The organism is Bilifractor porci (assembly GCF_009696005.1).
GTDB lineage: Bacteria > Bacillota > Clostridia > Lachnospirales > Lachnospiraceae > Bilifractor > Bilifractor porci.
In genome coordinates, this window is the sequence record NZ_VUMV01000006.1 from 163,137 (window position 1) to 189,182 (window position 26,046).

The 26,046-nt window shown below is 40.3% G+C and carries 21 protein-coding genes; 19 read left to right on the forward strand and 2 right to left on the reverse strand.

The genetic code is table 11. The annotated features are described in order from the left end of the window. The first annotated feature begins 16 nt into the window (after positions 1-16). From FYJ60_RS09415 to FYJ60_RS09500, 18 genes are all read left to right on the forward strand, one after another. On the forward strand, positions 17-1,000 hold the full coding sequence (locus FYJ60_RS09415) for a hypothetical protein (protein WP_154458428.1): 984 nt from the start codon (positions 17-19) through the stop codon (positions 998-1,000). A 343-nt stretch (positions 1,001-1,343) separates the two neighbouring features. Then, a complete protein-coding gene (locus tag FYJ60_RS09420; RefSeq protein ID WP_154458429.1) occupies positions 1,344-2,114 on the forward strand; it encodes a glycosyltransferase family protein in 771 nt (256 codons plus the stop codon). A 2-nt stretch (positions 2,115-2,116) separates the two neighbouring features. Then, positions 2,117-3,121 carry a glycosyltransferase family 2 protein gene (locus FYJ60_RS09425; protein WP_154458430.1) on the forward strand — a complete coding sequence of 335 codons (1,005 nt, stop codon included), beginning with the start codon at positions 2,117-2,119 and terminating at the stop codon, positions 3,119-3,121. 44 nt (positions 3,122-3,165) lie between these two features. Continuing rightward, the gene (locus tag FYJ60_RS09430; protein ID WP_154458431.1) at positions 3,166-3,969 is read left to right on the forward strand and encodes a hypothetical protein; all 804 of its coding nucleotides are present in this window, start codon (positions 3,166-3,168) and stop codon (positions 3,967-3,969) included. 71 nt (positions 3,970-4,040) lie between these two features. Next, positions 4,041-5,261 (forward strand): beta 1-4 rhamnosyltransferase Cps2T, encoded by a 1,221-nt coding sequence (cps2T, locus tag FYJ60_RS09435; RefSeq protein ID WP_154458432.1) that lies wholly within the window; start codon positions 4,041-4,043, stop codon positions 5,259-5,261. A gap of 2 nt (positions 5,262-5,263) precedes the next feature. Continuing rightward, positions 5,264-6,451, forward strand: a complete 1,188-nt coding sequence (locus FYJ60_RS09440) for a glycosyltransferase family 4 protein (protein ID WP_154458433.1) — start codon at positions 5,264-5,266, stop codon at positions 6,449-6,451. 341 nt (positions 6,452-6,792) lie between these two features. Further along, entirely contained in the window at positions 6,793-7,338 is a 546-nt protein-coding gene (locus FYJ60_RS09445; RefSeq protein WP_154458434.1) for a serine acetyltransferase, read from the forward strand. Between the two features lie 402 nt (positions 7,339-7,740). Beyond that, on the forward strand, positions 7,741-8,724 hold the full coding sequence (locus tag FYJ60_RS09450; protein WP_154458435.1) for a glycosyltransferase family 2 protein: 984 nt from the start codon (positions 7,741-7,743) through the stop codon (positions 8,722-8,724). A gap of 199 nt (positions 8,725-8,923) precedes the next feature. After that, a complete protein-coding gene (locus FYJ60_RS09455; protein ID WP_154458436.1) occupies positions 8,924-10,075 on the forward strand; it encodes a hypothetical protein in 1,152 nt (383 codons plus the stop codon). After that, entirely contained in the window at positions 10,065-10,880 is an 816-nt protein-coding gene (locus FYJ60_RS09460; RefSeq protein WP_235903380.1) for a glycosyltransferase family 32 protein, read from the forward strand. Before FYJ60_RS09455 ends, FYJ60_RS09460 begins: the two co-directional genes overlap by 11 nt. Positions 10,881-10,890: 10 nt before the next feature. After that, positions 10,891-11,937 (forward strand): glycosyltransferase family 2 protein, encoded by a 1,047-nt coding sequence (locus FYJ60_RS09465; protein WP_154458438.1) that lies wholly within the window; start codon positions 10,891-10,893, stop codon positions 11,935-11,937. A 13-nt stretch (positions 11,938-11,950) separates the two neighbouring features. Then, complete coding sequence (locus FYJ60_RS09470) at positions 11,951-13,363, forward strand: lipopolysaccharide biosynthesis protein (protein WP_154458439.1); 1,413 nt, start codon at positions 11,951-11,953, stop codon at positions 13,361-13,363. A 12-nt stretch (positions 13,364-13,375) separates the two neighbouring features. Beyond that, positions 13,376-14,650 (forward strand): CDP-glycerol glycerophosphotransferase family protein, encoded by a 1,275-nt coding sequence (locus FYJ60_RS09475; RefSeq protein WP_154458440.1) that lies wholly within the window; start codon positions 13,376-13,378, stop codon positions 14,648-14,650. Positions 14,651-14,785: 135 nt separating this feature from the next. Continuing rightward, the gene (locus tag FYJ60_RS09480; protein WP_154458441.1) at positions 14,786-16,603 is read left to right on the forward strand and encodes an aminotransferase class I/II-fold pyridoxal phosphate-dependent enzyme; all 1,818 of its coding nucleotides are present in this window, start codon (positions 14,786-14,788) and stop codon (positions 16,601-16,603) included. Between the two features lie 70 nt (positions 16,604-16,673). Next, positions 16,674-17,636, forward strand: a complete 963-nt coding sequence (locus FYJ60_RS09485) for an ornithine cyclodeaminase (protein ID WP_154458442.1) — start codon at positions 16,674-16,676, stop codon at positions 17,634-17,636. Positions 17,637-18,010: 374 nt separating this feature from the next. Beyond that, positions 18,011-19,438, forward strand: a complete 1,428-nt coding sequence (locus tag FYJ60_RS09490; protein ID WP_154458443.1) for a sugar transferase — start codon at positions 18,011-18,013, stop codon at positions 19,436-19,438. Positions 19,439-19,449: 11 nt separating this feature from the next. Continuing rightward, the gene (locus FYJ60_RS09495; protein ID WP_154458444.1) at positions 19,450-20,985 is read left to right on the forward strand and encodes a hypothetical protein; all 1,536 of its coding nucleotides are present in this window, start codon (positions 19,450-19,452) and stop codon (positions 20,983-20,985) included. Between the two features lie 93 nt (positions 20,986-21,078). After that, positions 21,079-22,377: a hypothetical protein gene (locus FYJ60_RS09500; RefSeq protein WP_154458445.1), complete on the forward strand. Its 1,299-nt coding sequence runs from the start codon at positions 21,079-21,081 to the stop codon at positions 22,375-22,377. A 154-nt stretch (positions 22,378-22,531) separates the two neighbouring features. Here FYJ60_RS09500 and FYJ60_RS09505 read toward each other — a convergent pair whose 3' ends face one another. Together FYJ60_RS09505 and FYJ60_RS09510 are read right to left on the reverse strand one after the other, a co-directional pair. Beyond that, positions 22,532-23,581: an acyltransferase family protein gene (locus FYJ60_RS09505; protein ID WP_154458446.1), complete on the reverse strand. Its 1,050-nt coding sequence runs from the start codon at positions 23,579-23,581 to the stop codon at positions 22,532-22,534. Beyond that, positions 23,553-24,614 carry an acyltransferase family protein gene (locus FYJ60_RS09510; protein ID WP_154458447.1) on the reverse strand — a complete coding sequence of 354 codons (1,062 nt, stop codon included), beginning with the start codon at positions 24,612-24,614 and terminating at the stop codon, positions 23,553-23,555. The genes FYJ60_RS09505 and FYJ60_RS09510 overlap by 29 nt, the downstream gene beginning before the upstream one ends. A gap of 1,020 nt (positions 24,615-25,634) precedes the next feature. Between FYJ60_RS09510 and FYJ60_RS12485 the strand changes: the two genes are divergently transcribed. Further along, positions 25,635-26,046 (forward strand): hypothetical protein (locus FYJ60_RS12485; protein WP_205839049.1); only part of this gene is annotated, 412 nt, incomplete at its 3' end.

The window sequence follows — 26,046 nt, forward strand, 5'->3', positions numbered from 1 at the left end:
AAAGGAGATTATATTTGTGGCAGAAAAATTTATCTTTTCGTATATCAATCAGGACAGGGAAGGGATTTTCCGCGATATGGCGGCGACAGCAGGCCGACAGCATCAAATCGAATTTCTGCCTTCTCACAAAACATTGCCTGCAGGTCCGGCCGGGGTTATAGAAAAAGCTGCTCTTAGTTATCGTCTGAACAGGATAGTTCCCGGGGATTTTTTGGGCGTGTGGGGGAACCTGGAGCAATATCCGTATCAGGCAGATGACATCTACCACATAGTCATTCCTACTACCAGCATAGCAAAGTTCTCCCTTCATTATTTACTGCGTTTTCGTGCCAGACATGCCAATGTTAAGCTCTATGCACTGGTGACAGATTCCATGCATGCGGAATCTCCCCATATGCAGCTGGTGAGAAGAAAACTGTTCAGCCCTGTGTGGGAAAAAGTCCTCACCTATGACAAGTATGACGCAAAGGAGTATGGCTTTACCTGGTTCGGCTACACGTACTACTCATCCTTTGATTTTGTAAGACAGGATTCCCGGCGGGCAGACTTGTATTATTCCGGTTATAATAAAGGAAACCGGGAAACGTTGGTATTGGATGTATTAAAAAGTGGGAAAAACGCGGGCGCGGAGTGCCGGTTTGATGTAGTTTCAGATAAACCCAGTGCAGGAGGGGAACTAAGCTATCTGAAAAACAGAATATCCTATCCGGAAGTGGTCAGCAGGGTCAAAGCCTCAAATTGTATTCTGGAAATACTGCAGGAAGGACAGCAGGCACAGTCTATTCGCTATTTTGAAGCGATTGTTTATAATAAAAAACTGTTGACCAATAACCGTCATCTGAAGGAGCTGCCCTTTTACAACAGCCATTTCATGCGCTGTTTTCAGGACGCCTCGGAGATAGACTGGAACTGGGTAAAAAAGCCTGAGGATATTGATTATCAATATGATGGGTGTTTTTCACCAGTGTATTTAAAGAAATTCGTAACAGGAGAACCGTAAATTGAAGGGGTTATTCATCAATATCTATCCTAAGCTGCTGGGGCGCGCCGGAGAGGTAAAAGAAGGGGGGCTTAGCAGGGACAGAGGTTATTATAATTTTCTGATGAAGTCCGGGCAGTGGGAGAGTGTGGTTCTCCCCTCTTCTTCTGTTTCGGCGGCATTGACTGTGTTAAAAACAAATATTACAGCCAAAAACCGGAAATTGCTTTTTCTATATGCGCATTTTGGAATACCGCTGTTAAAAAGAGATCTGCCATCCAGAATCCTGACAACTCTTTTCTTTAAAAGTATCTGCTATGCGCAGAAATTTCATGGGGTTATGCCGGTTTTCGATGTCTGTGATTTGAAATACGAACAGTCAAAAGATCTGGAACTTCCGGAATTCCGTCATAGATATACGAGGAAAATACAGCAAAAACTGTTTGCGCTAAATGCCTGGTATATCTTTGCTTCTGAGGCTATGATGGAGTACGCGGTCCGGGAATACCATGCCATTCCAGAACGATGCCGTGTCTGTTATAATGGGGCACAGCCCCTGAAGGAAGCAGAAATAATTTCAGCCCAAAGCCAGTATAAGGAATTATCTGAAGGTCAGAAACTTCGTTTTGTTTATGCGGGAACGCTTAACAGGGGAAGAATGATTGAGCAGATGATTCAACAGTTCCCGGAAGACAGTAAATATGTCTTATTCCTCTTGGGAACGCAGGGGGAATGGATTGATTTATTCTTGAAAGAAACAAATCGGACAAATATTATTTGGATAGGAAGTCTTCCGGAGGACAGGGCGCATGCTTTTGTTTCTCTTTGCGATGTCGGTCTGATTCCTTATGATGACAGCCGCTTTTATTACAATATTGCTTATCCGACAAAGCTGTCTTTTTATCTGACCGCCGGTGTTCCGGTGCTGTCTACGCCGGTAAGAGAAGTGGATTCTGTAAATAAAAAATATCAATGCGTGTTCATTGAACAGATGACAGGATGGAATAGATTCATCAAACAGTTGTCCAAAGAAAAAATAATAGAAAAGAGAGAAAAGGTCTTGGCCTGTAAAAACTCTTTCTACTGGAACACAGTCTTTTCTGGCTGTGAGCTTTTAGAAAGCGGGAGAATTTAAGTATGACGGAGAAGAGAACTGTCTGCGTTGTTCTGGTTACTTATAACAGGAAAAAGCTGCTGATGGAGCTTTTAAATTCGCTATGTATACAGACATATCCGGTATCTGCCGTTGTACTGGTTGATAATCATTCAACAGACGGAACCGCAGAAATGCTGGCCGAGAAGAAAGTCATATCAGAAACGATTCCTGACGAAACAGTAAACAGCAGATGGAACAATATGGAGATCTATTATTTCCGCAGCTCAAAAAATACCGGCGGATCCGGTGGCTTTTCCCGTGCATTCAAGATTGCGGAAAAACTTCCGTATGATTGTGTCTGGGTGATGGATGATGATGTGGAGCCGGAGAAAAACTGCCTGGAGCAGCTTCTGTTATATCAGGATCATACAGCACAGGTCTGTATCCCCTCCAGACAGGATAAAAACTGGGATGATTATGCGATTACAGAGTATAATCTTACCAACCCGTTTTTACATCGCCTGGGATTGATGAAAAAGAGAGTCGCAAGCACTGAGATCAAGACGGATTATCTGCGCGTGGAGGATATGCCGTTGGAAGGCCCGCTGATCACAATGTCTGTGGTGAAGCAAATAGGCGGTCCCGATCCGGGGTATTTTATTATGTATGATGATACAGATTATGCCCATCGTGCGGGTGAAGTGACGGAACTTCGCTATATACCATCAGCAATACTGCACAGAAAGCTGGCAGACCGTGCCAGGCAGGAAACGGTTACTCCGCCGGATTCCACCTGGAAAGATTACTATCTTCTCCGCAATCAGTTCTATTTTGACCGTAAATATGGGAAGAATGTGTTGGTAAAATATTTCCGTCCATGGTGGAGCTGGACTGCCAAACGGATTCATGCAGTCACGCACAGGGAAACTTATCGAATGCATGTTTTGAATATGGCGTATCACGATGCGGTTAATCATAGAATGGGAATGACCGTGCAGCCGGGAACAGACTTTTTTACTGCTTTTCATGAAAAAACAGAAGAATAAGTTTCGGCCGCTTAAAGACCAGGAGGCTCAGGGGACTTTCGATTATGGATAATACATTAGAGGAAGGACAGGTTAAAACAAAGGAACGCCGTAACAGCTGGTTTCGGATCATGCTGCAGGCCGTCATAGCTGTTTTACTTGCAGGCGCTTTATTTTTTGTAATGACGAATAAGGCGGCGGCTGAGAAAATTGATCAGACAATATTACTGGAAAAACGACATCCCGGATATTGGGAATATCTGTCTCATCCACAAATCTATTATTCCCATGGAGAATCCGATAATTTGCTTATCAGTTCGCTGCAGTCAGGCGAATATAGTGGTTTCCAGGTTGTGGTAAATCCGGATTTTTCTGTGAGAGTAGATGGCGTAAACAATGAAGAGGATGTACATTTACGATATGGCAATGTTGTGCTTTCCGAAGGCCAGTATCAGCTTCTGGATGGCGCTCCCAAAATTGACGGCGCCTACAGCTATGTCTGGGATGGTGAAAACACCTTGGTTTCCCTTCCCGATGCGTCTATCTTCTCTGTTTCTACTAGCCCCAATATGTATGAGGTAGGGGTGGTGATTTTTAAAGGACAGGAAGTACACCAAACCTATACCCCAATGCTGATCAGGGAAGGAGATAAGCAAACATTCACCCCGTATAGGACAACATTTCCGCTAAGGGATGACTTGGAACAAAAAATTAGTATGGTATTTGTTCCAAGTAAAGATGTGATTGCAAAGGAAGATATAAAAATATGGGAAAGCTCTCAAAAGACAGAAAAAGTAGATAAGGCTATGATCTACTTCTATGATGGCTCTGGTTATATTCTGGAAAATGGAAGAGTGTCTTCAGATTAGGTAGGCCTTAAAGATGGGAGAATAAACAAATAGGCTAATATATGGTGGCAAATGGCTGGGAGTATAAATAAATGGGAAATAATCAAAGACAGCATGTCTTTATTATAGGTTCTAAAGGCCTTGGAAATTATGGCGGGTACGAAACTTTTGTTGATAAGTTAACGGAATGTCATCAGAACAATCCAAAAATCAAATACCACATTGCCTGCAAGGAAAACGGCAGTGGATATATGGATGAAACAAAACTTTGTGATGTGAAACAAATTAATGAAAGGCAATTTGAATACCACCATGCAGATTGTTTCAAGATTCATATTCCGGAGAAAATAGGAGCAGCGCAAGCCATTTACTATGATCTTGCTGCGTTAAGATGGTGTATTGCATTTATTAAAAGGTATCATATACGGCACTCCATTATTTATATTCTGGCATGCAGGATCGGTCCATTTATGCATAAGTATGTTGATCAGGTTCATAAACTGGGAGGAAAGGTTTTTGTAAACCCAGATGGACATGAGTGGATGAGAGCAAAATGGTCCAAGCCGGTAAGATGGTATTGGAAAGAATCTGAAAAGAGTATGGTTAAACGCTCAGATCTTCTTATTTGTGATTCTATTAGTATTGAGAAGTACATAAAAAAAGAGTATGGAAAATTCAATCCTAAAACGACGTTCATTGCATATGGCGCGGACATCAAACCGAGCATTCTACAAGATGGCAATTCAAAATTCACTGGATGGTTAAACAATAAGGAACTCAGACCCAGGGGGTATTATCTCTTGGTGGGGCGTTTTGTTCCCGAAAATAATTTTGAGACTATTATTCGTGAATTTATGAAGAGTGGAAGTAAGAAAGATCTGGCTATTATTACAACAAAAAATGATGCTTTCCTCAATGAGCTGGATAAGAATCTGAAGTTTAGTAAAGATCCCCGGATTAAATTTGTTGGGACAGTGTATGATCAGGAATTACTGAAAAAGATACGGGAGAATGCTTATGCGTACATACATGGACATTCTGTTGGAGGGACAAACCCCAGCTTGCTTGAGGCTCTTAGCAGTACAAAGCTGAATCTTCTTCTAAATGTTAACTTTAATAAAGAAGTTGGTCAAGATGCTGCTCTGTATTGGGATAAAGATGAAGGTAATTTATCTGAGCTAATCAATAATGTGGAACTAATGAATAATAATGAGATTGAAAAATTTGGAGAAAAAGCAAAGCAACGCATTAAAGATGCTTATAGCTGGCAGCTTATTGCTGACAAATATGAAGAGGTGTTTGGGGTAAAATAAACATGAAGATTTTGGCGATTCATAATTTTCATAGGACTGGTTCGGCAAGCGGTGATGACCAGGTGTTTAAATCTGAGACGGCACTCTTGGAGTCACACGGAAACAAAGTGGTTCGATATACGGTTTCCAATGATGATTTTGACAAATTGGGAAAAATAAAAAAAATTAAGGAAACATTTGCTATGCTCTGGTCCTTTAAACATTATCGTGCGATACAGGAACTCATTAAAAGGGAGAAGCCAGACATTGTGCATGTGCATACTTTTTTTCCGCTTTTATCCCCATCGATTCTCTATGCTGCAAAAAGATTGAATGTACCAGTGATAGTAACTTTACATGATACAAGATTTATTTGTCCATGTGCAACGTCGCTAAGAGATGCCAAACTTTGTAACGATTGTGGAGACGGACATTATTTTCGTATGTGCAAGTATGGCTGTTTTAAAGGCTCAAAGCTGCAGAGCTTTATTATCGCAAATATATTTTACTATCATCGTCGAAGACGGACTTTTTATGATCAGATTGATAAATATATTTGCTTAAATGATAATCAGATTCGCCTTCTAGAAGATATTGGGTTTGCCCCCCAAAAAATAGTAAAGAAGTATAATTTTGTTTCTGATACCAAAGTTGAAAGGGCAAGTGCGAGAACAGATATTCCAGAGAAATATGTTGTGTATTACGGAAGAATCGGTGAAGAAAAAGGAATTCGGTTCTTAATGAACGCATGGGAGAATCTAAATATTCCGCTTGTTGTTATGGGATCCGGTCCTTTAGAAGATGAATTTAACAGTTGGGCGGACAGGCATGATAATGTTTACTTTTTGGGATATACCCAGCATGACGAATGTCTGAAGATAGTAAAGGGAAGCCAATTCGTTGTGTTTCCTTCGATTTGGTATGAGGGGTGCTCTATGGTAGAAATAGAGTCTGAATCTCTAGGAAAAGCTCTAGTGGCAACAAATCTTGGCTTTTCTGTTGAAGCAATTCAAAATGGTAAAAACGGATTTAAGTTTGAACTGGGAAATAAAGGCGATTTTGTTGATAAAGTGCAGTTACTTTGGAATGATTCGCAAAAGGCAGAAATGATGGGTAATTATGCCAGAAGTGATTATGAAAATAAATTCTTGCCAGATAAAAATTATAAGCAAATTATTGGGATTTATAATATGATGAAGCAGAAACAATAATAAAGCATTTTTTAATTTGAATTGTGAGAAAGAAGACTATGAAAACTTAAGATTTTACCATTAATTCGAATGCAGTTGATCATAGCTTGAGCAGACAGTAAAACTCAGGAACGTTATGTATTTGATAGTAAAGTTATGGAACTTTTAGTAAAATGTTTAATACCGATCAGTATGGGAAAGATGAATACATTCTTTCAGAATAAATCTTGGAGTCAAGTGAGTCCATAAGGGAATGAAAAACTTTGAGACGTTCCTAATTTTGATACAGGTTAGAGACAAACGAGTAAGGTTGTGAAAAAAATCACTAAATGACAAACAATTATTAAAAATTATAACGTATTATGATTGAAAAAATAAAAGCGGATAAATTTCGTTGGCATGGGAAAAAACATATATTTGCATTACCTCAATTTAGATTCGTTTATGTTAAACGTCATTGCGAACATTATCGAGATCGTAATAAACTTTTGTTTCTATTTTGGCGATTAATCTATCAGCATATGGAAATAAAATATAACATGGATGTGCCTGCAAAAGTAAAAATAGGGAAGGGATTGAGAATTGAGCATATTGGTGGCGTGGTAATTAATCCATTAGCAGAACTAGGAGAAAATATTACATTACTTAATGGTGTATTGATTGGCTCACAAAGTCGTGGAAAGCGAATGGGAACTCCGATAATAGGAGATGAAGTTTGGATTGGTACAAACTCGGTAATTGTGGGAGGCATAAATATAGGGAAAGACTGTTTGATTGCACCAGGAGCGTATGTGAATTTTAATGTTCCTGCCCACAGTATTGTTCTTGGAAATCCCGGTAAAATAATACCTAAGGAATGCGCAACAGAAGGCTATATTTTAAATAAGTATGAATATAAATCAGAATAGCTTCATTACAATGGTAGTTCGAGTTTATTGTATTGAATCCTATTTTAAGGATTAAATTGATTTTTCAGAATCGCTGTACTGAGAATTTTGGCGATAGTTGATCTATCTACTGCAAAAATGTTTAGAGTTAGCTTGTAAACGAGTTTAATATGTGATTCCTTTGCTGCAAACTACAACTTTCAGGATAAGAGAAAACAATAAAGAGTCATGGAGTACCTATTAGGGATTGTAGTTGAATCAGACTCCGGTGCAGGCATTGATGAGAAAATCTTAGATGGCGTAAATCGGGCAGTATTGTGTTATTGGAGTGGACATATTATTCAGGTATTTCATAAAAAACAGTGTGGTATAGATATAAAGTAAGTTACATTGAATAGATATCTAAGGAAGAAAAGTTTAAACATGGATGTTCAAGCAGATAAAATAAGCGTTATTATTCCGGTATATAAAGTTGAACGTGAAATAGAGCGTTGTATTGAAAGCGTACGTAAACAAACTTATAGAAACCTGGAAATTATTCTTGTTGATGATGGTAGCCCTGACTGTTGCCCAGAAATATGTGATGCTTATAAGAAAAAAGATGAAAGAATTCAGGTCATTCATAAGGAAAATGGCGGCTTGTCTGATGCGCGTAATTTTGGTTTAGATGTTGCGGGTGGCGACTTTATTTCCTTTGTTGATTCTGATGACTGGGTAGATGATAATTTTCTTGAAACATTGCACAACGCAGCGGTGCGAGAAGATGCTGATATAGCAATCATAGGCTATAGAATGATTTGGGATTCAGGGAAAGTAAGAACATATGGGAAAGAAAATGAGTACTTTGTTTTTAATCAGCACGAGGCATTGAAAGAGATTCTCATTCAAAGAAAATTTCAATTCATGGTATGTACGAAGTTGTATAAAAGAATTGTTTTTAATCATATACGGTTTCCGGTTGGTAAAATCTATGAAGATGCTGCGGTTGGGATACCAACTTTTTTAGAAGCAAGAAAAGTTGTGTTTTGTGGAGCCCCCAAATATAATTACTACCAAAAATCAGAGAGCATAGTTCATTCGAGGTTTAGCACTAAAAAACTCGTTCTTCTTAATATATGTGATCAAATCATACAGTATACTGAAGACATAAATGACTTAGTACTAGAGGCACATACGTTAAAAATTAAGGTGTTGTTGTCATTTGTTTTAGAGTCAGCAAAATTTTCAAAAACTCAAGAAGATCGAATCGTTACACGTGGCTTGATTGAGAGATTAAAAAAGGAAAAAAAGTATATAAGAAATAACCCTTATCTTGAACACAGAAAAATTATAGTAATTAATTTGATATTAATTCGTTTCCCGTTAAAGATACTTGTATTTTTTTGGAATAAGCGGGTTGAAGGTTGATATGGGAAAAGCATTAGTAAGAGTATATTTTATCCTTTTCCTCCCAATGTAACGGTATATTATCTGGAGTCGTTACGGTTATTTATTCTTCTACAGTTAATTTGCTAATTTTTTCCAATTTAGTAACTCTATTCATGGCATTAGGAGTAGACGAATAATTGACGTGGTACCAATATACAAATGTAGGAGAATATGGTAAATGCAGGGATCATTCCAAATAAAAAAAAATCATAGCAAAGTTGATTTTTTGTCAATTGTTATTTTCGTTTTTGCGTTTGTATCTTTTATGGGTAAACTTTCATTAATGTCTGATTCTCATTTCTATGAGATGGGATCATCATTTATTACTATGATGGTGTATGTTACTATTTTTTTTATATTGCTGAAAAAAAAGATGCCTTCTATCCAAGTAATTTGCTTTATTTTGTTATCTAGTTTATTTTTAGTAGGTTATTTTTTTAGTGAAATGTCAGCACTTTTCCAGATGTGTGTTTGGATGTTTGCAATGTACAAACGTGATTATAAAGATATATTTAAAATAATCTTTGGTGCGAGTATAATTGTTTTTATTATAGGTGTCATATTAGGACTGATAACGTTAAATCTTTCGATTGAAATTACCAATGGTTTTTATTTGGGATTTGGTCATAAAAACCAACTGGGTTTTTATATTGCATATCTGTTTATTCTATATAATTGCTTTACAAGGAAAACAGATTGTCCTAAATTCATAGAGTCATTCATATACTCTCTCTTTATACTATTTTTCACACAATCTAGAACGGCGACAATTTCTGTCTTAGCATTCTATCTATTGGTAAAAATATTTGATAAAAGAATGAAAAAAGTTCATTTCAATGGGAAGCTTTTGGCAGTATTATTAGTACCATTTTTGATTGCATTCACATATATAACAGCTATTAATTTTACGACTAGTGGTTTTGTACAGCTTCTAAATCGCTTTTTTAATAATCGAATCTTTTTAAATTGGTATGCGTTTGATAAAAATAAAATCAGCTTATTTGGACAAAACATTCAGATGCATAATCATATTGACTATAATGAAATAATTCAACAGGGAAATATAAACACAACTATTGATGGGACATATACTATTATCCTTTTAGTAATGGGATTGATTCCAACAATATTGTATATAGTGATTTATATTTTTTTGATTTTAAAGGAATATCGTAATAAGAATAATGTTATATTAGCTGCAACAATTACGTTAGCAATATATGCTTTTATGGAAACTGGTTTTACAAATATATTATTGAACTTTCCACTCTTTTATTTAACAGCATATGATCCTTGTGTTGAAAAAGGAGTCATACAATATGAGCAGTAAAAGTTATATTCCCAAAATAATTCATTATTGCTGGTTTGGGGGCAGTCCAATGCCAGATAGCGCTAAGCAATGTATCTCATCTTGGAAAAAATTTTTCCCTGACTATAAAATTATAGAATGGAATGAATCCAACTTTGATTTAAATTGTTGTGATTATGTGAAAGAAGCATATAAAGAAAAAAAATGGGCATTTGTGAGTGATTATGCACGGTTTTGGATTCTTTATAAATATGGTGGCTTATATTTTGACACAGATGTTGAAATAATAAAATCTCTGAATGATCTGCTGAAGAAAGGCCCATTTATGGGAGAAGAAGCAGGAAGGGAAAGCAATTCAAAAAGTGAATGTAATCCTGGCCTTGGCCTTGCAGCAATGCCTGGCTTAGTGCTTTATAAGGAAGTTCTTGATTACTATAGCACACAGCATTTTTTGAATTTGGATGGCAGTATCAATCAAGAGACAGTGGTGACAAGAACATCGGATATTCTCAGAAAACATGGATTCCAGGGAGATGGCTCTATTGAGTATATTAATGGAGTATATATATATCCTCCAGAATATTTTTGTCCGATAAACTATATGACTGGGAAAGTCACGTTCACCGAGAATACAAGATCGATCCATCATTTCAGCGCAACATGGCATAGTGGCCTTGAGGAATTGATAGTTAAGATTGAAAGATGCAGCAAGGGAACAGATTCGGCGGAATATAAAATGAAGAGAATTGTTTCGCTGCCTTTCAGGGTTATTAATAAAATCAAAACACAGGGTTTATCGGGTGTGATGAGAGCGATGGGCAAATGAGGATTTGAAAATGACACTAAAGAAAACTCTTAAAACTATATATCACGCTACTGCACCATTGCATGTATCTCGTTCGCACATGACAATGACAGTGGCGAAGCAGATTCTTACTGACTTCACACCTGATCCATCTACAACTTGTGTAGCTAACAATATATTGAATCTACAGTATGATCTGCAGATCATTATTCCTGCATACAATGCTGAGAAATACATAAATGAATGTCTGGAATCGGTGTTGATACAGAGTACTCATTATTCCTATCTTGTAACAGTAGTGAATGATGGATCCACAGATCATACTCTGGATATCACCAGGTCTTATCAGGAAAAATATCCTGATCGGATAGAAGTAATTAACCAGGAGAATCAAGGACTTTCTGGTGCGAGGAATGCAGCATTGAGAATCTTGAAGGGTAGATATGTCACTTTTCTAGATGCTGATGATATTATGACAGAAGGCGCAATCGAAGCACTACTAGATAAGGCTGACGACAAGGATATAATTCAAGGCGGGTGGTATACATTTACACAATCTGGTGGGAATACGCCGCAAGATGCGCATCGGCTCTCAGGTTATCCTTGGGGTAAGCTTTTTAAGGCAGATGTACTGGAGCATTTCCAGTTTCCAGAAGGATATTGGTTTGAGGATACACCGATATCTTTTATACTTTATAGAGTAGGATATAGCTCGAAAGTCATTCCCGACGTGGTTTATGGCTATAGACTAAATCCAGATGGTATCACAGCAAAGAGCAGTGGATCAAGACGGAGCGTAGAGAGTTATTACATTACAACACTGTGTCTTCGCGAGTTTCCGCTGTTCGGGGTAAAGTATGATCAGCAAGCGTATGAGTATTTCCTTCGTCAGTGTATAATGAACTGGTCAAGGACTAAGAACCAGCCTAAGAATGTAAGAGAGGCAATATTTGTACTGGAGAGTACGCTGTTGGATAAGTATTTCAAGGATCAGCATAGCGAAATGAACGAAGAAATAGAGAAAGCGCTCCGGAAGAAGCAATTTCAGAAATATGAAGTGTTGGCTCGGACGAAATGATAAATAAAGACTAATGAGAAAACAAGGCAAATACAAATATTTAGCAAAAAATATAGGACTGTTGACGTTAAGCAATTTCGCTACGAAGTTGCTGAGCTTTTTTCTGGTACCTTTATATACCAGTATTCTTACAACAGCTGATTATGGTATCTATGATCTTTTTAATACAACAGTTGGAGTATTGCTTCCTATTCTGACGCTTAATGTGCAGGAAGGAATGCTTCGGTTTGCGATGGAAAAGGATTATAACAGGGAAGCAATTGTCACAGTTGGGATTCGGCATTTACTGATTGGCAGTGCTATTACTGCAGTAGGTCTTGGTGTGAATGGAATTTTTGGGGTTAGTTCCATGTTAAAGACCTACGCTATTTTCTTTTTCCTGATGTTTTTTGTACAGGCGTTGGGTGGTATTGTACCGTTTTATATTCGAGGGATTGACCGTATTGGAGATCTTTCGATATCGAGTGTCGTTGCATCTGCTGTGACAATCGGCTGTAATATTCTGTTTTTGGTCGGTTTTAGATGGGGATTGATCGGATACTTTCTTGCAAATATTGTTGGGCCGCTTGTTCAATGTATCTGGCTTGCAACTAGAGCACATATGTTCCGGGACACTCATTTGACACGAAAGTATAAGAAAGAGTCCAATGAGCTTCTGGATTATTCTAGACCACTTATCGCGAATAGCATTGCCTGGTGGGTCAACAATGCATCAGACAGATATGTGGTCACTTTTTTCTGTGGTGTGGCTGCTAACGGTGTTTATTCTGTTGCATCAAAGATTCCATCTATTCTGAATGTATTCCAGACAATTTTTAATCAGGCCTGGGCTTTATCTGCTGTAAAGGACTACGATCCGGAAGATAAGAGTGGATTTTTTGCAAATACATATAGAGCATACAACTGCACGATGACGATTGTTTGCTCGGCCATTATTGTATTAGATAAAATTCTTGCAAAATTCCTATATGCGAAGGATTTTTATGTGGCATGGAGATATGTCCCTTGGCTCACAATGGCGATTTTGTTTGGTGCCATGTCCGGATATATCGGTGGATTCTTTACAGCGGTCAAGGATTCTAAGATTTACGCAACTTCCACAGCAATAGGAGCAGTTACCAATATTATTCTGAATCTCGTTTTCACACCGATTTTAGGAGCCCTTGGTGCAGCCATTGCAACAACTGTGTGCTACGTTGAAGTGTATGCCGTGCGGCTTGTACAGTCAAGGAAATACATTAAGCTGAGAATCAACTTCATCAGAGATATTATTTCCTATATTTTGTTGGCGGTTCAATCTATTGTGTTGCTGTTTGTTGATGCAACAATTCCGCTATATGGGATTCTGGTTGGATTGTTCGTAGTTATTTGCATCATGTATATTAAAGATATCGGACTGATGGTTAGGAATGTATTGCATAGATAACAGGAAGGGAAGATGGAAAGCAATATTCTACAGAAGATAAAAAAACATGGACTGGTGGGTTCAATGAAGGTAGTCGAGCTTCATGCAGCGGTGGCTATCAATAATAAGTGCTTCTACTATTATAAGAAGCACAGGCGGATGGATGAACAGCTTATTGTAATGGAGAGTGAGGGCGATCTGTCTGATAATGCATTCGCGCTGTATGACTATATGCGTCACAATGATTATCTAAAAAAGTATCATGTTGCATGGCTTGTAGATCGTGTAGAAGAAGCAAAAACACTGCAACAGAAGAATCCTGAGGATTTTCCAAATACAGAATTTGTTCAGAAGTTGCCAAAGAAAGTTGATAAGAGATGGGCTGAAGTACTGGCTACGTGCAAGTGGTATATTTATGATCACTGCAATTTGCTAGCACCTCTGATAAAGAGGAAGGAACAAAAGGTTATTTATCTTTCTCATGGATGGGGATATAAAGCTGCCAAAGGTGGTTTTACTACAAATGATCTGACGCATTATGATATGATTACTGTGACTGGACATATTTCTGCGAAGGGTATGTCCGAATACTGGCAGGAGCCAGAAGAAAAAGCAGTTATCACTGGATATCCACGGTTGGATTATTTCTTCCAGTCCAATGCGAAAGTAAGAGAGAAAATCAACCAGAAATGGCATTTAGCGCATTATAAGAAAGTGATTTTCTGGATGCCTACGTTCCGTCAATCATATAATGAATCTCTCTCAGAGGATTATATTAAGAACCAAACAGGACTTCCGATCTTCGAGACAAAGGATAGTCTTCAGGAGTTCTCTGATTTCCTGAAAACAAGGAATCTACTTTTGATTTTCAAGCTGCATCACCTGCAGGCAGAACTTCCGGTATTTCAAAGCTATTTTGAAAACATTCTTCTGGTGAGAGATGAAGATCTTCACAAAATGGGGGTGCAGCTATATCAGTTTATAGATATGGCAGATGCATTGATCAGTGATTATTCATCTATCTCGATTGATTTTCTTTTAAAAGATAAACCTATTGTATTTACTCTTGATGATTACGAAGACTATCGCAAATCACGTGGCTTTTTCCCTGAAAATGCCATTGATTTTATGAAGGGATATCATGTTTATAATCAGAAAGAATTGGAAGATAGTCTATCTGAAATAGCCGATGGAATCGATAAATATATTGGTGAGCGACATGCAGTGATGAAGAATTATCACACATATTCAGATGGTAATTCAGCTAGGCGTGTGCTGGACACTATTGGTATCAAATGGAAGGCATAAAATGAAATTATTATTAGACACAAAATCTGCTGGGAGGAGAACCGGCTAATTTGTATGATTGGGTGGATGTTCAAAGAGAAGCGGAGATCATTTTTTTAAATATTAGTTTTTTAAAGAGAAAGTGGGGAAAACTTAATGCAGGCTATAATACTCGCGGCTGGTATGGGAAAACGGCTTAAAGAACTGACACAGAATAATACAAAATGCATGGTGAAGGTGAATGGCGTAAGCCTCATTGACCGTATGATTCATCAAATCCAGAAGCAGAATGTTGAACGTATTGTGATTGTCGTCGGATATGAACGGGAAAAACTGAAGGAGTATATTGCGACACTCGGAATTACCACACCAATCACTTTTATTGACAACCCTATATATGACAAGACGAATAACATTTATTCGCTGTCGCTGGCATCGAATTATCTGTGCGAAGACGACACACTGCTGTTTGAGTCTGACCTTATTTTTGAGGATTCTGTTCTTGACTCTCTTGTGCGAGACCCGCGCCCGACACTGGCACTTGTTGATAAGTACGAGTCCTGGATGGACGGAACCTGTGTCAAACTTGATAAGGACGATAACATTGAAGCGTTTGTCCCAGGGAAAAAATTTAAGTTCGATGAAATTAAAGACTATTATAAAACAGTGAATATTTACAAATTCAGTAGAGATTTCAGCAAGACGCATTATGTCCCATTTCTTGATGCGTATCAGAAAGCACTGGGAGAGAATGAATATTACGAGCAGGTTCTACGGGTGATCACCATGCTTGATGACCCGGTGATCAAGGCGAAGCGTCTGAATGGACAGAAGTGGTATGAGATCGATGATATTCAGGATCTAGATATCGCCACATCGATTTTTACACCGGATGAGGATGAGAAGGTTGCCTTGTTGCAGAGCCGTTACGGAGGTTATTGGAGATATCCGAAACTTCTCGATTTCTGCTATCTTGTCAACCCATACTTTCCGCCACAGAAACTGGTCGATGAGATCAAAGCGAATTTTGACACGCTACTTCGGGATTATCCTTCCGGAATGCGGGTTAATAGCCTTCTTGCGGCGAAGAACTTCAGCGTCCATCAGGAGAATATTCTGGTCGGTAACGGAGCTGCTGAGCTGATTAAATCTTTGATGGAGAGAATCAATGGCAAGACCGGATTTGTCAGGCCGACATTTGATGAGTATCCGCACAGGTATGATCGGGCGGAGTCCGTGGACTTCACGCCGGACAATAGAGATTACAACTATTCGGTGGATGATCTGATGGATTATTTTGGCGATAAGGAAATCAAGAACCTTGTAGTTGTGAACCCGGATAATCCGAGCGGAAACTATATTCCAAAGAAGGACCTGCTGCGGCTGATTGACTGGTGTATGAAAAAGAAAATCAACCTGATCCTTGATGAATCATTTGCGGACTTCTCTGATGAGGAAAATAACACATTCATCGATCAGGAGATTCTGAATAAGTACAAGAATCTGTATGTAATGAAGAGCATTTCCAAGTCATACGGGGTTCCGGGACTTCGACTTGGAGTTCTTGCTTCCGGCGATACGGACTTGATTGCCTTCATGAAGAAGAATGTGGCGATCTGGAACATCAACTCGTTTGCTGAGTTTTACATGCAGATCGAGGAGAAATATAAAAAGGACTATTCGGCTGCTCTTGTAAAGTTCCGGGCAGAGAGGGCAAGATTTCAGGGTGAACTTGCGGAGATACCTGGGGTTCGGGTCATCCCTTCACAGGCGAATTTTGTGATGGTCGAGCTCGATAAGAAGATTTCACCGAAGAAGCTTTTAAAGAAGTTGCTCACAAAACACAGCCTTCTGATCAAGGAACTCACGACAAAGACGAATGGCAGAAATTATCTGCGGCTGGCAGTCAGGGACAAAGAAGATGATGATAGGCTTGTAGCAGCGATGAAGGAAGAGGTCAGGACTTTCCTATGATTTTCTGTATCTTTTCGGATCCGGAGTATGACCGATATCCGACAGACGGCATATAAGGAAGCAAATGTAAATGAAGATTATCGATTTTGAATCTGTGAGAAAAGCCGCGAGGGCAATGGATCCGGCAGTATGGTGTGATTGGGTAGAAGACGCCTTGGTGCACAAGTCTGAATTTGCTTGTCCACCAAAGCCGAGGATTAGTCAGGCTGACGGCGATTATTTTAATATCATGCCTGCCATGTACGAGCCGGAGAATGTGGCAATGGTCAAGATGATAGGACGCCACGACAAAGTGGGGGTACAGCGCAGTGTCATGATGGGCGATATGCTCATTTATGAAGCTGACTCAGGAATTCTAAAGGCCGTTATGGATGCAGAGTATATCACGACACTTCGTACCGGTGCGGCTGCAGCACATTCCGCTCTGCTTTTCGGAAAGAAAGGCTTCAGTACTATCGGATTACTCGGTCTTGGTAATATCATGACGGTCTGCTTCGAGACGCTGCTTGCAAAGATGAAAGCAGATGGGCAGGAGAGGAGCCTTATCGTAAAACTTTATAAGCATCACGGGCAGGAGGAACGGTTTGAAGAAAGGTTTAGGGATGCAGAGAACGTGCATTTTATGCTCTGTGACACTTACAAAGAAGTTTTTACCGATTCAGATATGATTATTTCTGCTGTCACAAAGGCCACACAGAATTTTGCCGGAGATGAGTGCTTCAAGAAAGGGGTTACAGTCATTCCGATCTGCACAATGGGATTCCAGAACTGTGATTTGTTCTTCGACAAGGTCTTTACAGATGAGATTGAACAGATCCGCGGATTTAAATATTTTGATAAATTCCGCTCTCTGGCGAATGTCACGGATGTGCTGAACGGCAATAGAGAAGGCAGGATAAATCAGCAGGAGCGTATTCTTATTTACAATTATGGGATTGCGATTCACGATGTCTACTTTGCCATGAAACTGATGGATCAGGCCGAAGGCAAAGACGTGGAATATAATTTCTGTAAGGAGAAGTATTTCATATAGGAATGTATCTCTTGATGTTCCGTGTTCTGTTCGAAGTAGTTCTTTCAATGCAGACTTTTTTCTGTGGTGGCAGACAGAGGGTGTTGTTCTGCCGCAGCAACTGACAGAGTAATAGAAGTGGAACCAGCAGTAGAATTACAATATGAAAGTAACGATATACGGCGGCGGTAATATCGGCATATAGTTTGCGGCACATTATGCGGAAACCGGGAATGATGTTATAAGAAATTCGGGATCACAGATAAGGTGAGCTTTGAGAAAATTTATAAGATGTGAAATTCTTCATATGATAACCACATCTTGGCTTTTTGACAGTGCTATGCATCCATGATAAAATTAACCAATTGTTAATCTAATTGCATCAGGTATGTAAAATGTCCAATAATCTTAGGTGGTGGAAACATCTGGATTTTATTCTTCTGGATGTGGCCACAGTGGAAATTGTATACTTTCTCTGTGTCCGGTTCTGGCTGGGGCGGGATCAGCTCCTTATTCCCATATATAAAAGTACATTTGTAGTTTTGCTGCTTCTGGGGCTTGTAGCCGGTATTTTTGGAGCTCCATTTTACCGCGATATTTTAAAGAGACATTTTCTACGGGAAGCTTTAGCCTCTGTGGAATATGTGACGGTTATTGTGGCTCTTTTAATGCTGTATCAGTATATGATGCAGCTGGGACCGCAATTTTCCAGAGGTATTTTTCTGTTTGTCTGGTTTTTTGGCAGCATCGCCGCGTTATTTGTGCGCCAGTTGTACAAGAGGTGGCTGCGAAAGCATTTGGCAGCCAGAGCCAGGCGTTCCAGTCTTGTCCTGATCACGGATAAAGCTCATGCAGATGAAGAGATAAGCAGGATTGCGAAGGAAATTGAAGATCAGTATACACTTACTTGCGTGGCGATTGTAGATGATATCACATCTGCAGAGGATAGCGAGATTCATCTTCCAGACGGTAGTGATGCAGTTACCATCCTGCGTAATACGGATCATATTTTTGATTATATGAAGCAGCATGTGGTGGATGATGTCCTTCTTAATGTGTCAGATTTGGAAAAAAACCGCAGTCTCATTCAGGATTTGATTATTACCGGGGTTACCCTGCATATCAGTATGTTCCGGCTGTGGGGGGATCTCCCCAACCAAAAGGCAGAGTACATGGGAGGAAGGGCGGTTCTTACGACCAATATCCGTCCATTTTCCGACGGACAGTTCCTGGTAAAACGAATGGTGGATATCCTGGGGGGACTGGTTGGTCTGGCGATTACCGGTATTCTTTTTCTTATTTTTGCCCCTGTCATTAAAATACAGTCGCCAGGGCCGGTATTCTATTCTCAGTGGAGAGTTGGCCTTAACGGAAGAAAATTTAAAATGTATAAATTCCGCTCAATGTATCCGGACGCGGATGCGCGGAAAGCAGAGCTTATGAAACAGAACAAGATGGACGGATTTATGTTTAAAATGGACAACGATCCCAGAATTTTTCCGGCCGGGCATTTTATTCGAAAATATTCGATCGATGAATTCCCGCAGTTCTGGAATGTTCTGAAGGGAGATATGTCCCTGGTAGGCACCAGACCGCCAACGGTGGACGAGTGGGAGCAGTATTCGCCCAGACATAGAGCACGGCTGGGCATGAAACCAGGGATCACGGGGCTGTGGCAGGTAAGTGGCAGAAGTGACATCACAAATTTTGAAGATGTGGTCAACCTGGATGTACAGTATATTTGTAATTGGAGTCTTGCGGAGGACGCAAAGATACTGGCGCGTACCATCGGGGTCGTTTTTAGCGGAAAGGGTTCGGAGTAAGAGGATAAATTATGATGGAAGAGAACAAGGTCTACGACGAGGATGAAAAAGAAATCAGTATCCGGCTGATGCTTTACAACGGGTTGAAAAACTGGAGATTGCTGCTGCTGGCAGGCATTGTTTTCGGGCTGTTATTTGCCGGCGGTAAGGCCGTAAAAGGATACAGGAGCACCGGAACAGATCAGACCGATCTGGAAGAAATTGTTTCTACTGTCAGTTCGTCCTCTGCAGAGGTAACCAGGGACAAGCATCAGGATCATCTGCAGGATGAAAACCAGCAATATAAGGTGTCCAAAGCATCGCTGGATTATTCCATTCAGTCCTTGCTGGATACCACAGAAAAAAATGCAGAGTATAAGGCTTATTCTATTCTGATGAATCTGAATCCTTATAATCTGAAGAAGAACACACTGATTTATTACATCCAGACGGAGAATGGAAGTAACAATTCCACTGTGGTTATTCCTGATTCCAATGGCAATACGGAAGAATCGTATTCAGGGGTTGCCAATGCGTATCTTGCGCTGCTAGAAGCCGATACGATGAAAAATTACACCGGAGAAGATAAAGATCTGGATACCAGATATCTGAAGGAATTAATACTTGCAGACGTAGATCAGACAGGGTCCGTGCTTACAATAAAAGTTGTCGGAGACAGCGAAAAGCTGGTTAACGATCTTACTGATTACGTCAAAGAAAATATGAACAGCTGGCAGGAAAAGGTGACAGAAGCAGCCGGGGAACATAGGATTCAGCTGCTTATGGAAAATACCAATGGCAGCACAGATACGGCGGACGAGGCTTCCAGTCAGATAGTTACGCCTTCAGGGACAGTGCAGGTCTGCAGTGATGTAAGTGTGGCATCTTTACAGGACGCATTTAATTCCTCTATGAGTAGTATACAGAGTCAGCTGGATAATTTGCGTAAAATGCAGAATAATCTGCAGGAGCCCACGACGGATGAAGTTGCAGCAGGAGGATCACTAAAAAAGAATGTTGTCAAATATGGAGTTATTGGTTTTGCGGTCGGCTTTTTCCTTCTGCTCCTGTGGTATTGCCTTTCCTATGCATTATCCGGAAAGCTCAAGACAGAAGATGATATTCAGAAATTCCTGGGAGTGGAGAAACTTGCTGTATACAGACACCCATTGAAACACAAGGCCAGATTTGATGTATTCCTGAGGAAACATATGGGATTTACCGAGGGTGTTGAGGATAGGGCAGAAGCAATTCGGACTGCTGCTGCGGCTATAGACCTGAAAACCGGGTTGAATGCAGACCCTATGAGTAAGGTGTTGCTGGTTAGTTCGCTTGGACAGGAATCGGCTCAGTCCTTTGTAGAAGAACTAACGCCATTATTAAAGGATATTTCCGTAGAATTCTGTCCCGATGCTTTGCATAGCGCGGATATTTATCTGCGGCTGAATGATGTGAAACAAGTTGTGGTGCTAGAAGAGGCTGGACAAACAAGAACAGAAGATATGGAGAGCGAAGTGCGTCGAGTCAGAAGCAACGGCGGACAGATACTGGGTGCGGTCATTCTGTAACTCAAATAGAAACGCTATAGTTGATGAAGGGCAAGTAAAGCCTGGAGAAAAGAGATTGTGCAGTATGAATAAAATGGAGCAATAGGATACAGAATGGGACTGTCATGTTATCTGGATAAAAAGCATGAGGGACGATGGATTCAGAATGCCATGGAGGTGGCATACCTCTGTTATCTGGCGGTTATCGTCTGGTATACGTTTATACTGACCACCATGTTTAAAATTATGTGGCCGGAAAATATTGACAGTACCCTCCGGAAAACAGGTTTTATCCTGGTTGCCGTTAAAGTCTTGATGGATAAAAAATGGAGGTGGCAGGATATCCTCTTCGCATTTTTGGTGATTCTTGGCTTTTACGGAAACTGGCATGTTTTGCGGGAAAGAGATGTTGCCTTTTACCTGTTGCTTATTTTGGGAGCCAAAGATGTATCCTTCGACAGAATAGCCAAGGTATATCTTTGGGTGGAGGTGCCTTCTATTCTTGTTACCTATGTTTGCTCCATGATGGGAATTGTGGCATATCTGACTTATGATGCCGGAAACGGATGGCTCAGTCACGCTTTTGGCAGCATCTACAGGACGGATTTCAGTGCACATCTCTTTTTTCTTGTCTGCTGTATGCTTTGGATCAGCCGAAAAAAAATATGGTATTGGGAGAGTATTTTCATTCTCTGGATTGCCTGGTTTGTTGACAGATACTGTGCAGCTAGAAATTCCACCATATGCCTGCTGATTCTCGGACTGGGAGCTTTTTTTATTCAATTCTTTCGGGATATTTCTCGGTTGGCAGGGAGACAACATAGAGATATTCTTATTGCAAATGAAAACTCTGGTCACCAAAAGACAAGTCTTTGGGAAAGAGGAGAGAAATTCAAGAAAAAAATAGTGCTTTGCAGTTGTTTCTGCATGCCTGTTTTTGCTGCTGCTACGGTCATATTATCCAGATTTTATACTCCCGCTCAATCGTGGATGGCACAGATAAATGCTTGGATTAGCAATCGGCTGGAACTGGGAAGGAAAGGATTTGATCTATATAACATAAAATGGTTTGGACAGAAAATTCCACAGTATGGCGCGGGCGGTATTGTGAATCCGTCAAGGGAATATTTTTATCTTGACATCTCTTATGTTAACGTACTCCTTTGCATGGGAATACTCGTCTTTTTGACTGTACTTGCCATTTTTGTTCTGTCCAGTCTGCGGGCTTATAAACATCATGATTACGTCTGTGTATTTATTCTGCTTGTGGTAGCAATACATTGTTCCATTGAACACCATTTAATAGCGGCAGCGTATGATCCGTTCCTGATGCTGATCTTTGCCAATGTGGGGAGAAGTAAAAACCCAGCGCGAACCTGTCAAAACGGGCAAAACATAGGTAACGGTCACTGACATCAGAGAAAGTTACATGTTCTATGACCAGTCTGTAGGAACTATTATTAAAGAAATTTTGTTATTATGTTTCATTCAGGACAGGCATTTTCGGATCCATTTTATATTTATACCGTTGAGCGGCAACTGTGGTGTTGAAAGTGACTATCCGGCATCAGGAGCGGCCTGATGTCTCGCAATTCATTTTTTTAATGTAATCTCTGCAGAATACATAGCAAAATGTAATCGCCAAGACAACGGCTGTTCTGAAAATAAAACGGAATATCCATATGTAGCGATCGCTGACACCAGCTAAAGTAAAGTTCGATGACCAGTCGAAATACATACATTCAAGGCAATGAACGGCTAGTATAACCAGTGAATTTTTTCCTAACCAGGAAAAGATAGATGCACTAAGTTTAAATTTTGATAAAAATTTCCCGGTCTCTATGCATACAATGCAGCCACAGACTGCGGTAACAATGCAAATCCACCCGCCTTTGTAGGATCTGGTTGCCATTTCAATCCAGAAATTCTTACTTATAAGCAGAATCCAAGCGAAAAATGCCGTTGCTGCAATAAAATGAAAATATGTTTTTTCAGTTATTCCTGTTTTATGTAGTTTATCTCCAAACCACATAAAAATCAATGCTGCAAGTGCCACATCAGCGCTCCATGGCAAGAAGTACTGATGAATTCCTAACCCATAACCGACAAAAGCCAGAGAAATAATAGCGCAAAGGCTAACCCAGCCTGGGAATGTGTTGAGAAACTGTCTGATAGCAATGTATACCATTCGTGAAATGAACAGGCAGCAGATGAACCATATAAGCCAGACGGAATTGAATGAAGTAAAGACTATGCCGATCTTGCTCATTCCTCCGACCATTGATTTTAGTCCAACAAGCACAGCTATACATTTTCCCATCCGGTCACTTTGTCTTTGAACAGCGAAAAAAATCTCCAGACAGCATATAATCAGGTATGGCTTCAAAAGAGACTTTGCAGATTTCTTAAAAGCATCACGAACGTCATATTTTTTAATGAAAAATGCATTTGCAACAAAAAACATCGGCATATGAAAAGAAAAAATAACTGCACGAAGAGAAACCGGGGTTCCGGAAGTATGGCCGAGTATAACTAAAAGGATCGTAATTCCCTTTACAATGTCCCAATATACAATTCTTTCCTTACTCTCATTGACTATTTTTAATTGCTTTCCCATATCCGTAAATCTTTCTAACAAAAGGAATTCTGCTCATAACAAGGACGCCAATGCTGATCACAATAAATTTGCAGCAGATCAAAAAAACCAGCCAAGATGCATCCGTCGCAGGTATGACTCCCGAAAAAACGGAATATAATTTCCCATAAGGGAAAAATAATGCTTCAAGTAAATGGATGCTCAAAAAGAGGAGGCTGTATCTTCCGAAGAAGGAGAGAAGGCGAGACAAAGGGTGAAATTTATTATCAATGTATACAGCAACCAGGTAAAGAAGGTAGCATCCGCACAGACTTCCGATGACATCTGCAATACCATTCCCGATCTCACAATGTACGAGCCAGAAGGCCTTGAAATTTTTGACCATCCAGAGCCACATAAAGAAGGCTATTACAGTAAAAAATACTTTATATTCGATTTTTACTGTTCTTATTTCGCTGCGGAACTCACATAGAATATGGCCGATATACATAAATAAAAGTGCACACATCCCGGCCTGAATGCTCAGCGGAAGCCAGATTATTTTGTAACTCCATATTGAAAGCCCAAAGAGCAGGAATACGAAAAATATTCTGGTTCCCTGTTTCATTCTTAAGGCAGCCTTCAAGAAAAGTTCTCCCCAAAACGTTGCCCAGAGAAACCAGATTGCTCCTATGGAATAAATCTTAAATGGTTCATCATACCCATCCCCGGCAGCATACAGGGATGCCAGGACTTGCCGGGATAAACTCTGACCGACATCTTCACCGCGCCAAAGAGCAGCGGCGGCAGCCAGCAAACAAATAAGAAAACATGTAAAATAATATGGAAGGAGAATACGTCTTCCTTTATATTTAATAAAATCACGATAAGATCCGCTTGTTTCGTGAAAAAAGAATCCTGAAATCAGGTAAAAGATGGGAAGATGATAAGTGAAAACGACACGGTTTATCGAGAAAACGCCAAGATGTCCCAGCATAATACTGAACATTGCAATTCCTCTGGCAATGTCAACTGCATTATTCCTCTTCCCCGCCATTTCTTTTCGCTCCCACATTTTAAATTTTCTGGATAATTGACACACTGTTATTGTAACACCGATACTTCAATATTCGTACAGAATGTCAGGGACATCAGAGAAAATCTTTTTTTGTGTTATCAATCCCGCGGCAGAAACAGAAAAGCCGGAATGGGAACGTCAGTTTTCTACACTTGACATGGTTCCGACGACGCTTGCGTCTTTGGATGTACAAATTCAGGGAGATAAACTTGGGCGTGTGTGAATTTTTTTTCATCAAGAGAGACGCTGACGGAATCTTATGGACAGGATCGCATGCAGACGGAGATGAATAACCGGTCGGAATTTATTCAGAGCAAGTCCCAGATAGGGATTACTGATGAACTGGAAGAAGGTACCGCCACATTATCGTGATTGTCGTTTGGGACGATTATTTAAAAATCACTTGAAATGGGTTGACAGACCTTGTTTACTTATAACCACAAGAAGAGAAAGAAGCCTCTTTTGTGAGACATCACGAAAAATATGTTTTTTGACCGACGAGGCCGCGATTGAAAGGATAATTTGACCGACGAGGTCACTCCGGGTAACCGGAGCGGGGCATGGTTTAGTCCATGCCCTTATTTTATCCCAGGAAGGAGCATGCACGTGGAATCTTATCTCCAAGCACTCTTGGCTCATCTTCGGGCTAAAAAAAGTAATTGACATTTCTTTTTTCTTGTGCAAAAATATAGCCAATTTAAGAGAACAAACCGTTGATGCGGAGATAAAACGAAAGGGGCACTTCCAGAGAGTCCGGAAAGGTGAGAGCCGGGCAGAACGCTGTTTCGCAAATGGACCGCAGAGGGCATGGGGAAAGCGCAGGGCGCAAGTATTCCATGACGTAGGGCATACGTTAGTTGCCGGGAATATGTTGGTATTCCGTGAGAGTGTGGAGACACAAAGCAAGGTGGCACCACGGGTAATGAGAATTCATCCCGCCCTTGACAGATCTGTAACAGGTTTGTCATCGGCGGGATTTTTAATGTATAAGTCCAGTCGCAAAGCAGGGCCGGGCGCATGCTAGCATGCGAGACCGGAGATGCTTTAGCGACGACAACAAGAATGAGCATGAAGTTCCGCGAAGGCGGAACGGAAATGCGAATTCTTGTAGCGATGCGAGAGTTGCTGAAAGCAACGGAGCAGCGCGTTGGACTTATACATGACCCGGAGGTCCAGTCGCAAAGCAGGGCCGGGCGCATGCTAGCATGCGAGACCGGAGATGCTTTAGCGACGACAACAAGAATGAGCATGAAGTTCCGCGAAGGCGGAACGGAAATGCGAATTCTTGTAGCGATGCGAGAGTTGCTGAAAGCAACGGAGCAGCGCGTTGGACTTATACATGACCCGGAGGTCCAGTCGCAAAGCAGGGCCGGGCGCATGCTAGCATGCGAGACCGGAGATGCTTTAGCGACGACAACAAGAATGAGCA